12 protein-coding genes are annotated in these 13,395 nt (G+C 68.1%); 7 read left to right on the forward strand and 5 right to left on the reverse strand.

Features of this window, described 5'->3' with window-relative positions; all coding sequences use genetic code 11:
* The first annotated feature begins 3 nt into the window (after positions 1-3).
* Both RZ1_RS16405 and RZ1_RS16410 read left to right on the forward strand, forming a co-directional pair.
* Positions 4-591: a TetR/AcrR family transcriptional regulator gene (locus RZ1_RS16405; protein WP_072813543.1), complete on the forward strand. Its 588-nt coding sequence runs from the start codon at positions 4-6 to the stop codon at positions 589-591.
* An 86-nt stretch (positions 592-677) separates the two neighbouring features.
* Positions 678-2,153 (forward strand): MFS transporter, encoded by a 1,476-nt coding sequence (locus tag RZ1_RS16410; RefSeq protein WP_072813518.1) that lies wholly within the window; start codon positions 678-680, stop codon positions 2,151-2,153.
* A gap of 112 nt (positions 2,154-2,265) precedes the next feature.
* Here RZ1_RS16410 and RZ1_RS16415 read toward each other — a convergent pair whose 3' ends face one another.
* Positions 2,266-3,168, reverse strand: coding sequence for an oxygenase MpaB family protein (locus RZ1_RS16415; protein WP_372481611.1), 903 nt, complete (start codon positions 3,166-3,168; stop codon positions 2,266-2,268).
* 73 nt (positions 3,169-3,241) lie between these two features.
* Complete coding sequence (locus RZ1_RS16420) at positions 3,242-4,750, reverse strand: aldehyde dehydrogenase family protein (protein ID WP_072813544.1); 1,509 nt, start codon at positions 4,748-4,750, stop codon at positions 3,242-3,244.
* Positions 4,751-4,972: 222 nt separating this feature from the next.
* Between RZ1_RS16420 and RZ1_RS16425 the strand changes: the two genes are divergently transcribed.
* Together RZ1_RS16425 and RZ1_RS16430 are read left to right on the forward strand one after the other, a co-directional pair.
* Entirely contained in the window at positions 4,973-5,683 is a 711-nt protein-coding gene (locus RZ1_RS16425; RefSeq protein ID WP_072813522.1) for a GntR family transcriptional regulator, read from the forward strand.
* A 94-nt stretch (positions 5,684-5,777) separates the two neighbouring features.
* A complete protein-coding gene (locus RZ1_RS16430; RefSeq protein WP_072813524.1) occupies positions 5,778-6,629 on the forward strand; it encodes an oxygenase MpaB family protein in 852 nt (283 codons plus the stop codon).
* A 62-nt stretch (positions 6,630-6,691) separates the two neighbouring features.
* Here RZ1_RS16430 and RZ1_RS16435 read toward each other — a convergent pair whose 3' ends face one another.
* Genes RZ1_RS16435 through RZ1_RS16445 form a run of 3 tightly spaced genes read right to left on the reverse strand, consistent with a single transcriptional unit; the run spans position 6,692 to position 9,581 of the window.
* Positions 6,692-7,189 (reverse strand): DUF4334 domain-containing protein, encoded by a 498-nt coding sequence (locus RZ1_RS16435; RefSeq protein WP_072813525.1) that lies wholly within the window; start codon positions 7,187-7,189, stop codon positions 6,692-6,694.
* 11 nt (positions 7,190-7,200) lie between these two features.
* Complete coding sequence (locus RZ1_RS16440; protein ID WP_072813527.1) at positions 7,201-8,307, reverse strand: NAD(P)-dependent alcohol dehydrogenase; 1,107 nt, start codon at positions 8,305-8,307, stop codon at positions 7,201-7,203.
* Positions 8,304-9,581, reverse strand: coding sequence for a TetR/AcrR family transcriptional regulator (locus RZ1_RS16445; protein ID WP_072813528.1), 1,278 nt, complete (start codon positions 9,579-9,581; stop codon positions 8,304-8,306). The genes RZ1_RS16440 and RZ1_RS16445 overlap by 4 nt, the downstream gene beginning before the upstream one ends.
* A gap of 219 nt (positions 9,582-9,800) precedes the next feature.
* Here RZ1_RS16445 and RZ1_RS16450 point away from each other — a divergent pair, with 219 nt between their 5' ends.
* From RZ1_RS16450 to fadD5, 3 genes are all read left to right on the forward strand, one after another.
* Positions 9,801-10,787, forward strand: coding sequence for an NAD(P)H-dependent flavin oxidoreductase (locus tag RZ1_RS16450; protein ID WP_072813530.1), 987 nt, complete (start codon positions 9,801-9,803; stop codon positions 10,785-10,787).
* A complete protein-coding gene (locus tag RZ1_RS16455) occupies positions 10,784-11,572 on the forward strand; it encodes an enoyl-CoA hydratase (protein WP_072813532.1) in 789 nt (262 codons plus the stop codon). The genes RZ1_RS16450 and RZ1_RS16455 overlap by 4 nt, the downstream gene beginning before the upstream one ends.
* A 262-nt stretch (positions 11,573-11,834) precedes the next feature.
* On the forward strand, positions 11,835-13,395 hold a 1,561-nt coding region (gene fadD5, locus RZ1_RS16460; protein ID WP_072813534.1), incomplete at its 3' end, for a fatty-acid--CoA ligase FadD5.

Consider the following 13,395-nt stretch of genomic DNA (forward strand, 5'->3'; position numbering starts at 1 on the left):
CCGGTGCACAGGGAGCCGGCGCATGCGGAAACGGGGGCGCCGGAGCGGCGTCGCCGGACCGCCGAGGAGACCCGGAAGCTGATCGTCGACGCGGCCGGTGTCGCGTTCGCGACCCGGCCGTATCGCGAGATCACGCTCAAGGACATCGCCGAGGAGGCCGGGGTCAGCGCCTCGCTGATCATCAAGTACTTCGGGTCGAAGGAGCAGTTGTTCGAGGAGCTGATCGACTTCCACGCCGGCGCCGAAACGCTGCTCGACGGGCCCGTCGAACAGCTCGGCGAACACATGGTGTCGCTGCTCGCGCGACCGAGTGAGCCGTACCGGCCCCTGTCGATGAACATTCTGTTCATGAGCGGCACCAGTGAGGAAAGCAACCGCACACTGCGGGAGAACTACTCGACGCAGATGATCGACGCGCTTGCCGCGCGGCTGCCCGGCCCCGACGCGAGGCTGCGGGCAGAACTGGCGCTGTCGATGGTGATGGGGCTGGCGATCATGCGGCGCCGGATGATGCGTGAGCTCGCAACCGGCACGGTCGAGGACGTGTTGCCGTTGTATGCGCCGCTGGTGCAGAAGCTCCTCGACGGCTGAGTGACCCGGCTCTCACACCTTGTGAGGTAAATGGTCGTTCACCTACAGTGGTGAACAATTATTTACTACAGGCAAGGAGTTTGCTGATGGCGCACGCATCGGTTCTCCCCTTGCGCATCCGCTTCCCGCGCACGAACCGGTTGTCGTCACCAGCGGTTACGCGTTCCGAGAGGCTCGCCCGCCACGGCGGCTCGTCCCGATTCGTCTTCCCGATCCTCGCCGTCGGCGCCGTGTTCCAGGCCATCATGCAGACGGTCATGGTTCCGCTGTTGCCGAGCATGCCGGCGCTGACCGGTGCCAGTGTGACCGCCGTGTCCTGGTTGCTGACCACCACGCTGCTGGTCGGCGCCATCATGACTCCCATCTTCGGGCGTCTCGCCGACATGATCGGCAAGAAGCGGATGCTCGTCACCGCGTTCGCTCTCATGACGCTGGGCTCACTGATCTGTGCGCTGACCTCGAACATCGGGCTGCTGATCGTGGCCCGCGGACTGCAGGGAGCCGGCGCGGCGGTGCTGCCCATCGGCATGTCGATCCTGCGCGACGAACTACCCCGAGAACGCGTCGACCGGGCCGTCGCCGTACTCAGTGCCACCCTGGGCATCGGCACCGCCGTGGGCATCCCGTTCGCCGCGACGATCGTCGAGTTCGCCGACTGGCACGTGCTGTTCTGGGTCACCACCGCCATCGGCGCCGGTGTGCTCGCCGCGGCCGTGGTCTTCATCCGGGAATCCCGGACCCGCACCGGCGGCCGCTTCGACGCGGTCGGTGCCGTCGGCCTCACCGGCGCCCTCGTGTGCCTGCTGGTGCCGATCACCCAGGGCGGCACGTGGGGCTGGACCAGCCCCGCAGTCCTGACGATGTTCACCACTGCTGTCGTGCTGTTCCTGCTGTGGGGCCTGCAGCAGTTGCGCAACGGCAACCCCCTCGTCGACCTGCGGGTCTCCGCGAAGCGCACGGTCCTGGCCCCGCACCTGGTGGCGCTCGTCGTCGGCTTCGCGTTCTACGGCAACACGCTCATCACCACCCAGTTGCTGCAGGCCTCGCCCGAGAACGGCGCGGGGTACGGGCTGACGATCCTGCAGGCCGCGTTGTGCCAGCTGCCCGCCAGTTTCGCGATGATGATCTTCGCGCTCGTCGCCGCCCGGGTGTCGGACCGGTTCGGCGCCCGCGCGGCGATGTTCGCCGGTGCGCTGTTCCTCATCGCGGGTTACGCCGTCCACGCCGTGCCGGACAAGCCGGTCTGGACGGTCGTCACCGCGGTGTTCATCGCCGCGATCGGCACCACGTTCGTCTACTGCACGCTGCCGCTGCTCATCCTCGGCGCCGTCCCGGCCTCGCAGAACGCCGCCGCCAACGGCGTGAACGTGCTGCTGCGCACCGTCGGCAGCACCGTGTGCAGCGCGGCGGTCGCCTCGATCCTGGCCGCGTACACCCTGTCCGGGGGAGTTTCGGCAGCCGGGTTCACGCTCGCCTACCTCGTGTGCGGCGGGTGCGCGGTGATCGTGTTCGCCGCAGCCTTCGCGCTGCCGGCACGCGGGCGCCGCAGCAGCCTGACCTGATCACCGCTCGCACTTCCGGGTGCAACGAACAACCGCTCGACCCCCGGTCACCCGCCGACTCGATCGAGCCGGCGGACGACGTGGGGCCGAGCGGATACGAGATCCGGGCGGATCAGGTGTGTTCGACGCCGAGATCGCGCGGTCGGTAACCGACCGGGTAGCCCGGATACGTGCGATTCTGCGGGTTCTTCGCCGACACCGACGCCCGGCGCTTGGGCAGCAGACGCACCAGTGCCGACCGCGCGCGCACTGCCGACTCGGCGATCGCCCGCGACCGCGGCGACCCCTGCCGGAATCCGAACGCCGTCGCCATCTGCTCGTCGATCAGTGCGAACACCGCCGCGGCCACGACCGGCCGGAGCACGGACGGGTACCACGACTCGAACAGGCGCAGCGTGTACGTACCGATCTTGTTGTTGAAGTCGCTGTAGACGAACTTCGTCCGCTCGTACTCCGTCTTGAAGCGATGGAACTCCTGGAAGGACTCCGGAATGTCCTTGATGCCCATCCGGATACCGACCTGGCGATAGAAGTGGAACGACGCCAGGCGCTCGTTCGGATGCAGCCTGCGCCAGCCGTACCGGTTGATCCAGTCCAGCGGGTCGTAGATGAACGTCGACAGGACATACAGCATGTCGTCGTTGTCGATCGTGTACATGCCGTGCATCCGGTTGATGTTGCGCAGCGACTCGCGGCCCCGCTCGGCGTCGTAGCCGTGTTCGATGAGCTCGGCCATCAGCAGCGACGTGTCGTCGTACCGCTTCTGCGGACGCTTCTCGAATTCCCCGGTGCGGGCCAGCAATTCGGAGATCGTCGGCACACAGTAGGTGCGGAACAGTGCGAACTCGAGCGACCGCTGGTAGTCCCACGGGAACTCGTAGCCCGCGGTGATGCGCATGATGTCCTGATGGTGGGTGACCGGGTCGAGTCCCTCGATCACCTTCAGCCATCCGTTGCGCCCGCGCTGCGGGTGCGGATCGCGGTTCGGCCCCGGGAACGACCCCGCCTTCTCGATACGGGCCTCCGGGGCCGCCGCGACCGCGGGTTTGCGGGTGCGCCGTGTGGACGGACGTGTGGTGGTCACGCGATCACCGGCCGTGCATGAACTTGAGCATGGCGGCGGAGATCCTCATGTCCCGCTCGGACCGCTCGAGCGACATGAGGTTCAGTGGCGCCTTGAACTTCTCGACCGTGACGGCCTTGGGGCGGCTGAACTCGCGCAGGCCGTCGGCGCCGTGGATGCGGCCGAAACCGGACTCGCCGAGACCGCCGAACGGCAGCGACGGAATGCCCGCGAAACCGAGCACCGAATTCACCGAGACCATGCCGTTGTTCAGACGCTCGGCCAGCGCGCGGCCCCGGGACTTGCTCTTGGTGAAGATCGACGCGCCGAGCCCGTAGCTGGTGCCGTTGGCGCGCTCGACGGCCTCGTCGAGATCGCGCACCTTGTTGACGACAACGGTCGGGCCGAACGTCTCCTCGCACACGGCGCTGGAGGTCTCCGGCACGTTGGTGAGGATCACCGGATCGACGATCCGCTCGTGCACCGACTCGGTGCCGCCGACGACGGCGGTGCCGCCCTTGGCGAGAGCGTCCTCGATATGGCTGCGCACGACGTCGATCTGGCGCGGCAGGGTCATGGGACCGTAGGTGGAATCGTCGCTGCCGCCCGGGACGGCCCGCTTGACGGTCTCGACCAGCTTGTCCAGGAACTGCTGGTAGACCGACTCGACGACGTAGATGCGCTCGACACCGGCGCAGGTCTGCCCGGCGTTGCCGAAGGCACCGAACGCGGCGAACTGCACGGCCTTGTCCAGGTCGGCGTCCGCGGCGACGATCATCGCGTCCTTGCCGCCGCATTCGGCGACGAGCGGGGTCAGGGATTCGGCGCACACCGCCATGACCTTGCGGGCGGTCGGGCCGGAACCGGTGAACGCGATCTTGTCGACGCCGGACCGGGCGAGTGCCGCGCCGGTTTCGCCGAGTCCGGTGATGACCTGGAAGACGGGCTGGGTCGGGGCGATCGAGTTCCACTTGGCCTCGAGCCACTTGCCGACGCCCGCCGTGAGCTCGCTCGGCTTGAACACGATGGCGTTGCCGGCGGCGAGGGCGTAGGAGATCGAGCCCATCGGCGTGTACACCGGGTAGTTCCACGGTCCGATGACGCCGACGACGCCGAGCCCTTTGTACTCGAGGGTCGCGGACTGGTTCATGCTCGCCAGGCCGGAGGGCACCTTGCGGGCCTTGAGGACCTTCTTCGCGTTCTTCGCGGCCCAGTCGAGGTGCTCGATCGCGAGCATGACTTCGAGGAAGGCGTCGCCGTGCGGCTTTCCGGTCTCGGCGGAGACGACGGAGGCGAGCGAGTCGGCGTCGGCCGCGATCGCCTTCTTGAATTCGAGCAGCCAGTCGCGGCGTCCGCGGAAGCCCTGAGCATCCCACCAACGGGCGGCAGTGCGAGCGCGCTCGACCGCGGCGGCGACGTCGGCGGTGGTGGCGATCGGATATTCGGCTAGCACGTTGCCGTTGCGCGGGTCGAGGCTGGCGAACGTCGTCGCCGTGTCGCCTACCGTTTCGGTGGGGGTGAGTTCCTGGGTCATCGGAGCCGCTTCCTTGGCCGATCGCATCACATATATTTGATGCGATTCCTGGTAATGGGTTTCACACTAGGCTGCGCGTCCCGCGTCGACAACCCCTCCTGGGCACGCGCGCCCGTATTCGCCCGATCCGGGCGGGCGAGAGGGCGAAATGCTCACCGGCCATGCCGTATTCGCCTGTTCGCGAGATCGGGTCGTTGCGTGAGAGAAGGATTAGGAGAAGCAATGACTGCACCCACGCGCGCACCCCACAACCCGGGGTCGGCGCGACGGCCGCAACTGTCCGACGAGGTCGCCGCGCATCTACGCGGCGCGATCATGTCCGGGGAACTTCGTCCCGGCGACTACATCCGGCTCGATGAAACTGCTGCGGACCTGGGCGTCAGCGTCACCCCGGTGCGCGAGGCGCTGCTGACGCTGCGCGGCGAGGGGATGGTGCACTCGGTCCCCAATCGCGGCTACGTCGTCGCGCCGTTCGGGCCCGGCGATGTCGCCGACGTCTTCTGGCTGCAGGGGCGAATCGCGGTGGAGTTGGCCCTGCGCGCCGCCGAGCTGGCCGAGAAGACGGATCTGGATCGCCTGACCGAGCTCAATCACGTGCTGGCCGCTGCGGTTTCGTCGTCCGCGGGCGGGTTGCCGGACATCGAGCGAATCGCGGATGCGGAGTTCACCTTCCACCGGGAGCTCAACCGCATTGCGGGCAGTCCGAAGCTGGCCTGGTTTCTCGGCAGTGCTGCCCGAAACACCCCGTACCGCCTCTACGCGGGCGATGTCGGTTGGGGTGAGCGGGCCGTCGAATCGCATCGGCGGCTCATCGCCGCGTTGCGGGCCCGCGACCTCGACGCGGTGCGGAGCGAGACCGAGTATTTGTTCAACGACGCGACGAAGCGCCTCGTCGCCCATCTCGAACGTGCCGGTTTCTGGTCTGGCGGGTAGAGCCCTTCGACCTCTTGTGAAATCTGCACACACCCGTGCACACTATTGGGTGACCGTGTTGCACTCGGAATTTCGCTGCGAAGGGGACGAACCGATGGGGACCCGTACGGAAGAGCGTGTCGAAACGTCCGCGCCGAAGACGGCGGTGCTTCCGCCGATCCCGCCCGGCTCGGTGAACTTGGAGGACTTCGTCGGCGAGTCCATGCTGCTCCTCGGCGCGGGCGCCACCGTGCTGCTGCAACTCGCGGAGCCCGGGGTCGGGTACGGGGTCGCCGACCACAGCACCACCTTGCAGCGTCCGCTCGACCGGTTGCGCACCACGATGACCTACGTCTATGCCGTCACCCTCGGTACCGAGGAGGAGAAGAAGGCGATCGTGCGGCTGGTCAACAAGGCTCACGTGCCGGTGCGTGCGGAGTCCTACAACGCATTCGATCCCGAACTGCAGTTGTGGGTCGCAGCGACGCTGTACCGCAACGGTCTCGACATGTACGAGCGGTTCTTCGGGAAACTGCCCGATGCCGAGGCCGAACGCATCTACCGGCAGTCCGCCGTGTACGGCACAGCGCTGCAGGTCAAGGACGACATGTGGCCGGCGACCCGCGCCGAGTTCGACGCCTACTGGGACGAAAAGATCGCGACGCTTCGCGTCGACGACAAGGTCCGGGCATACACCCGCGGGCTGCTCAGCGGCGGCGACTCACCGCTGCCGGTGCGAATCGCCATGCCGCTGCAGCGTTTCCTCACGATCGGCCTCCTGCCGCAACGTATCCGGGACGAATTCGCGCTTCCGTGGAGTCCCCGCGACCAGCGTCGCTTCGATCGCCTCATGGCCACGTTCGGGGCCGTCTACGTCAAGGTCCCGCGTCCGGTCCGGCAGTTGTCCGCGACCTACTATCTGCGGGACATGCGCCGCCGCTTCGCCGCTCACAAGCACGTCATCTGACGACGACTCGAGGCGCACGAGTCGGACAGCCGCGCGGTGCAGGCAGCACGCGGCTGTCTTTCTCATTTGCGGCTGTTGCCGGGCTCGATTGCGATGTCGCGCTCGAGGCCGAACCAGTAGTGTTCGCCGCCGTCGAACACCAACCTGCCCTTGCCGTTCATCACGCCGATCAGCGTGTCGGCGTCGACCTTCTTGAAGTGGTCGAAGATCGGCATCCCGTCGTACACCATGGTCGCGGTGATCTCACCGCGGAACCGCACCTCCCACAGCGACGCACCACCGCGGCCGGTCGCCTTGTCGGAGAAGAGGTTCCCGTCCTCGTCGTAGCACAGCAGCGGCTGGGCGTCCTCGGCGGCGGCGAACGACTTGCCGTACCAGCGGGCCGCGCCCAGCATGTGGTGCGTGTGGTGACCGGTGTCGAAACTGAATCCGCGCCAACGGTATCCGATCAGGTCGTCGATCGTGGCCGGTTCTAGCCGGTCCCACAGCGCGTCGAGTTCCCGCGGATCGATGCGATCCGTGCGGGCACGCAGCGCCGCGACATCCTCCTGCACCGTCATTCCATGCTCCTTCATTGTTCGAATGTCAGTACCGCTTTGACGACCTCGCCTGCCTCGACCGCGGCGAGCGCATCGCCGAACTTCTCGAACGGGAAGGTCTGTACGAGCGCGTCCACGGGGAAGCTGCCCTCGCGCCACCACCGGGCGAGCTGCGGCAGGAACCGGTGTGGATCGGCGTCGCCCTCGATGACCCCGGTCAGGGTGCGACCGCTGAGCAGATGCGTCTGGTCGACGGTGATCGGGTTGCGTCCGGCGCGCAGGCCCAGCGTCGCGCACGTTCCGGGGCTGGCCAGCGACGACAGGGCCTGCCGGATCACCGCCTCCGACCCGACCGATTCGACCGCGAAATCGACGCCGCCGCCGGTCAGGTCGCGGATCTGTCGGGCGGTGCGGTCGTCGGGGGACAGGACGGCGGTCGCGCCGAGCCGGCCCGCGAGGTCGTGGCGCCGCGGATTCGGGTCGATCCCGACGATCGTGTTGCACCCGGCGATCTTCGCTGCCGTGATCGCGGCCATCCCGACCGCGCCGAGACCGAACACGGCGATCGACGAACCCGGCTCGGGTCGCAGCGTGTGCAGCACCGTGCCGGCGCCGGTCTGCAGGCCGCAGCCGAGCGGCCCGGCGAGCGCCACCGGCACACCGTCGGGCAGGCGGACCGTGTTGCGCGCGGTCGCGACTACCAGCGACGAGAACGACGACTGCCCGAACCAGTTGCCGTGGACGGGTTCGCCCGCGGCGTCGAGCAGCGTGGTACTGCCGTCGACGCGGCGGCCGCCGTAGTTCAAGGGTGCGAATCGGGTGCAGTAGGCGGGCCGTCCACGACTGCAGTTGCGGCACGTGCGGCACGAGTCGAACCCGAGGACCACCGCGTCACCGACTGCGAGTTCGGTGACGCCCGAGCCGATCTCGGCGACGATGCCGGAGCCTTCGTGCCCGAGCACCGCGGGCAGCGGCAGGGGGACGCCACCTGCGGCGGCGGTGAGGTCGGTGTGGCAGACGCCGACGCCGGCGATGCGCACGAGCACTTCGTCGGGGCGCAGCTCCGGGACGGTGACGGTCTCGAGGACCGGTGCGGTGCCGTGGGCGCGCAGCACCGCCGCGGTCGCGGTGCGGGTCACGCGTCGGCCCGCTGCGTGTCGTGGCCCAGCAGGACGGCACGCATCAGCTGCTGGACGCGCGTCAGATTCGACGGTGCCGGATCGAATCGCATGAGCCGCCCGGTGTCGAGGACCAGGTTCAGTGCCGCGTGGACGAGGAAACGGCATTCGACCGCCGACAGTTCGGGCCGCAGGTCGCCGACCAGGCGTGCCCACTCGTCGACATGCAGTCGCTGCACGTTGCGCAGGTCCGTCCGATGGGAGTCGGGCAGGTTCCCGATCTCGGCGAAGTACACCGACATCAGTTCGCTGCGTTCGAACGCCAGCCGCACGTACACCCCGGTGAGAGCGTCGATCCCTTCGGACGGTGTCGTGGACTCCGCGAGCGCCGAACCGACCGCGACGGCGAGCCGGTCGGCGGCCCGGTGGAAGGCCGCGGCGAGCAGATCCGCCTTGCCGGCGAAGTGCCGGTACACGCCGGAGGCGTTGATACCCGCGGCCGCGCCGATCTCCTCGATGCTCACCTCGTGGTAGCCGTGCGCGTCGAACAGGAGAACCGCTTCGCGCAGGAGGACCTCCCGGCGGTTGGCGACCGCGAGTCCGGGGGCCCGCGCGGGCTCGTCGGCCGGCGGCTCGTCGGGCGCCAGTTCGGTGCCGATCACGGCATGGCAGGCGCCGAGCAGCAGCTGCTCGAGCCGTCGGCTCGCGAGGGGTGCGCGGTGCGCGGTGATGGAGCCGATGACGCTGAGCGCCGCGCTGCTGAGCAGGACGTAGTCGGACCTGGTGAGGCCGGGCCGGACCCGCGCAATGGCCTCGCCGAGGCGGACGTTGATGCCCGTCATCATGTGACCGATGGTGGCGCGGTCCTCGTTCGTGAGGTAACGCCGATCCCAGCGGTACAGACCGCCGGTGCGGCGGTTGTCGATCGAGGTGCGGATCGTCGCGAGCAGTTTCCGGTCGAGTTCGTCCTGCGGATCGAGGCCGGCGGCGCCGGAGTCCGGTTCGGGCTCCGCCACCGCGGCCTGCAGGGCTTCGGTCAGCGCGTACACCGCGTGCAGGAACAACGCGTACTTGTTGGGAAAGTGCCGATAGAGCGCGGGGCCGGATATGCCGACGGCCGCGGCGATCTCGTCGACGCTCACCCCGTGGTATCCGCGCTCGCTGAACGCCTCCGCTGCGACCGCTGCGATCTGCGCCTTCCGGTTCTTCGGTCGGCGCCGGGGTGCGGGCCGGTTCGGATCGTCGGTTCCGCCGGTGCGGCTCGGGCGACTTTCGACCTGCGCCTGTTCGGCCACAAGGCCTCCTCGCGTTCGGGGTCTGTGTCTCTAAGGTAACAATCCTACTGCACGCTCGACGGCATCGGGAAGCGCCCGAACCTCGAGAAAACTGCAGTACACAACGTATTGACAAAGCGCGAGGCGGGCCGCAAAGTTAACTCCGATTCTCAGACTTTGTGACGGGCGGACTGTGTGTCACCGCCCTTCCGACGACACTGCGCGGATCCGGGAGGACCTGTGAGAACCCGATTTACCGAGGCGTTCGGCGTCGAGCATCCGATCGTTCAGGGCGGCATGATGTGGGTCGGCCGCGCCGAACTCGTCGCGGCCGTCGCGAACGCGGGTGCGCTCGGCTTCATCACCGCCCTCACGCAGCCCACACCCGAGGATCTGGTGCGCGAGATCGCCCGGACCCGCGAACTCACCGACAAGCCGTTCGGCGTGAACCTGACGATCCTGCCGTCGATCACGCCGCCGCCCTATGCCGAGTACCGGCAGGCGATCATCGAGTCCGGCATCAAGATCGTCGAGACCGCCGGTTCCAATCCGGTGGATCACCTGCCGTTCTTCAAGGACGCCGGCATCAAGGTGATCCACAAGTGCACGAGCGTGCGCCACGCCGTCAAGGCCGAGCGGGTCGGCGTCGACGCGGTGAGCATCGACGGCTTCGAGTGCGCCGGCCACCCCGGTGAGGACGACGTGCCGGGCCTGGTGCTGATCCCCGCCGCCACGCGTCGTCTGCAGATCCCGGTCATCGCGTCCGGCGGCATCGCGGACGCGCGCGGCCTTGTCGCGGCGCTCGCACTCGGCGCCGACGGAGTCAACATGGGCACCCGGTTCATGTGCACCGTCGAGTCGCCCGTCGCGCACGCGGTCAAGGAGCAGATCGTGGCGAACAGCGAACTCGACACGAAGCTGATCTTCCGCACCCTGCACAACACTGCGCGGGTGGCGGCGAACGCGGTCAGCGCCGAGGTCGTGGAGATCGAGTCCCGCGGCGCCGAATTCAAGGACATTCAGCATCTGGTCGCGGGCGCCCGCGGCCGCAAGGTCTTCGAGGACGGCGACCTCGACGCCGGCATCTGGACCGCCGGACAGTGCCAGGGCCTGATCGACGACATCCCGACGGTGGCCGACCTCGTCGAGCGGATGGTCACGGAGGCGGAGTCGATCATCGCCGGCCGTCTCACGAGCTTCCTCGACGACGCGGCGGTGAGGGCATGACCGGCGGAGGGGAGGCGACGGTGCAGGGACTGCGGTCCGAACTGTCCGACGGTGTTCTGTGGCTGACGATCGACCGGCCCAAGCGGATGAACGCGGTCGATCTCGCGACGACGAAGGCCCTGCGCGAGGCCGTCGATGCAGCGGGCGAGAATCCGGATGTCCGCACCGTGGTCATCACGGGTGCGGGCGCGGCATTCTGCACCGGTGCGGATCTGGCTGCGGGAGCTGAGAATCCGGTCGATCCGGCGGTCACGATGGACACCGCGAACGCGCTGATCCGCTCGATCGCGACCGTGCCGGTTCCGGTCATCGCGGCGGTCAACGGACCGGCCGCGGGGTTCGGGGTGTCGATCGCCATCGCCGCGGACTTCACCTACGCAGCCGAAAGTGCCTACTTCTTCCTGTCTTTCGTGAACGTCGGCCTGATGGTGGACGGTGGCTCGAGTCTGCTCGTCCCGGCGGCGATCGGGCGGGCCCGCGCAGCCGAGATGGCGCTGCTCGGCAACCGGGTGTCGGCAGCGGACGCCGACCGGTTCGGGCTCGTGGCGAAGACGCTGCCCGACGATCAGCTCCTCGAGCACGTGCGGACGGTCGCGGCACGGACCGCGACGGGCCCGCGCCGCGCCCTCGCCCTGACCAAGCAGGCACTGAACGCGTCGACGCTGGGTGCCCTGGACGAGGCCCTCGAACGTGAGAAGGCCGGCCAGGCCGAGCTGCTGACGTCGGCCGACTTCTTCGAGGGCGCGACCGCGATGCTGCAGAAGCGCCCCCCGCGGTTCGCCTGACGACCTGCGGTGTACTTGGCACCGCGTTCGCGGTGTGCTGCCGCGGCCCGAGCCGGGGTTGCACACCGCTCTGGACCAGCGGACTATCGGATCGTCCGGCTCATGAGCGTCGCGCACCGCGGTGCGTCAGATCATTCGAAATATCGAGAATCCATGTTAACAAGAGGCCTGGCGCTGACCCCTCGGCATCTGTAATGTGCGTCACAACACAACGGTGCCGAGCCCGCCGGTTCGCTCCCCGTCCCCTCGAGAGGAACAGTCGATGACCGCTACCTCCGCACTCTCGGAGTCTCTGCGCTTCCGCGGCAACAACTGGAACAACCAGGTTGCCCGCCACGCCCTGATGATTCCGGAGCGCACCGCGCTGAGGTTCCAGGGTGAGTCGATCACCTGGTCGCAGCTCGACCAGCGCGTGAACAAGCTTGCCGACGCGCTGTCGCGGCGCGGCGTCGGCTTCGGCGACCGCGTCATCGTCCTGATGCTCAACCGCCCCGAATACCTCGAAACCGTGCTCGCCGCAAACGCGCTCGGCGCGATCGCCGTTCCGGTCAACTTCCGGCTCACGCCACCCGAGGTCGCCTTCCTCATCGCGGACTCGGGTTCCAAGGCCATCGTCGTGGAGGGTCCGCTCGTGCCCCTCGCGGACGCCGCGCGTGCGCAGTCCGAGGGCCTGGACCTGGTTGTCACCGTGGGTGCGGATCCGCAGGGCGACGCGGTGGCCTACGAGGACCTCGTGGCGGAAGAAGGGGAAGCGCATGCGCCCCTGAGCATCCCGAACGACACGCCCGCCCTGATCATGTACACCTCGGGAACGACGGGCCGGCCCAAGGGGGCGGTGCTGACGCACTCGAACATGGAAGCACAGTCCCTCACCTGCATCCGCGCGTTCCACATGTACGGGGAGGACAACATCGGCTTCTGCGCGTCGCCGATGTTCCACATCGCCGCACTCGGCTCGATGGCCCCCAGCCTCATGCTCGGCCAGACGACCGTCATCTACCCGGTCGGCGCGTTCGACCCGAACACCCTGCTCGACGTGCTCGAAGCCGAGCGCGTGACGAGCCTGTTCCTCGTGCCCGTGCAGTGGCAGGCGATGTGCGCCGCGCAGCAGGCGAACCCGCGGAAACTTGCGCTGCGCAACATTTCCTGGGGCGCGGCACCGAGCTCGGACACGATCCTGCGGGCCATGGCCGAGACCTTCCCGGACGCCTTCAATGTCGCGGTGTTCGGGCAGACCGAGATGTCGCCGATCACGTGTGTTCTCGACGGCGAGGACGCGATCCGCAAGCTCGGTTCGGTCGGCCGGGTCATCCCGACGATCCAGGCTCGTGTCGTCGACGACGAGATGAACGACGTCGTGCCCGGCGAGATCGGCGAGATCGTCTACCGCGGACCGACCATGATGCGCGAGTACTGGAACAACGAGGCCTCGACCGCGGATGCGTTCGCGGGCGGCTGGTTCCATTCCGGCGACCTCGTGCGCGTCGACGACGAAGGCTTCGTCTACGTCGTCGACCGCAAGAAGGACATGATCATCTCCGGCGGCGAGAACATCTACTGCGCCGAGGTCGAGAACGTCCTGTACGGCCACGAAAAGGTTCTCGAGGCCGCGGTCATCGGCCGCCCGGACGCCAAGTGGGGCGAGGTTCCGGTCGCGGTCCTCGCGCTGGCCGCCGGGACCGACGATCTCACGATCGAGGAACTGCAGCCCTACCTCGACGATCACCTGGCGCGCTACAAGCACCCGAAGGAAGTGGTGATCGTGGAGGCGTTGCCGCGCAACGCGAGCGGCAAGGTCGTCAAGCACGAATTGCGTGGGGGGA

It is taken from the genome of Rhodococcus zopfii NBRC 100606 = JCM 9919 (assembly GCF_001895025.1).
GTDB classification, from domain to species: domain Bacteria; phylum Actinomycetota; class Actinomycetes; order Mycobacteriales; family Mycobacteriaceae; genus Rhodococcus; species Rhodococcus zopfii.